The sequence below is a fragment of the Staphylococcus rostri genome, assembly GCF_002902145.1.
Classification (GTDB): Bacteria; Bacillota; Bacilli; order Staphylococcales; family Staphylococcaceae; genus Staphylococcus; species Staphylococcus rostri.
In genome coordinates this window covers 1-277 of record NZ_PPRF01000141.1, presented here as the reverse complement: position 1 = coordinate 277, position 277 = coordinate 1, and the positions used below count along the sequence as shown (strand labels likewise).

1 pseudogene is annotated in these 277 nt (G+C 46.2%); it reads right to left on the bottom strand.

Annotation, left to right across the window (positions count from 1 at the left end):
• Positions 1 to 277 (bottom strand): annotated as a pseudogene (locus CD122_RS11465) (phosphopentomutase); the annotation flags it as partial.

Here is a 277-nt window from a genome sequence, read left to right as displayed (position 1 = left end):
CTGTGATAATCAACAGGTCGTCTTCACGCATGTTGTCCAACAGTTCCGGTAAACGTTCGTCGAAGTCCTTCAACGCTTGCGCGTAGCCTGGTTTATCTCGACGATGACCATATAGCGCGTCAAAGTCTACCAAGTTCAAGAAGCTTAAGCCTTTGAAGTCCTTCTTCACTACGTTCATCAGCTGATCCATACCGTCCATATTGCTCTTTGTACGGATTGCTTCTGATACGCCTTCACCGTCATAGATGTCATTGATCTTACCAATCGCGATGACATC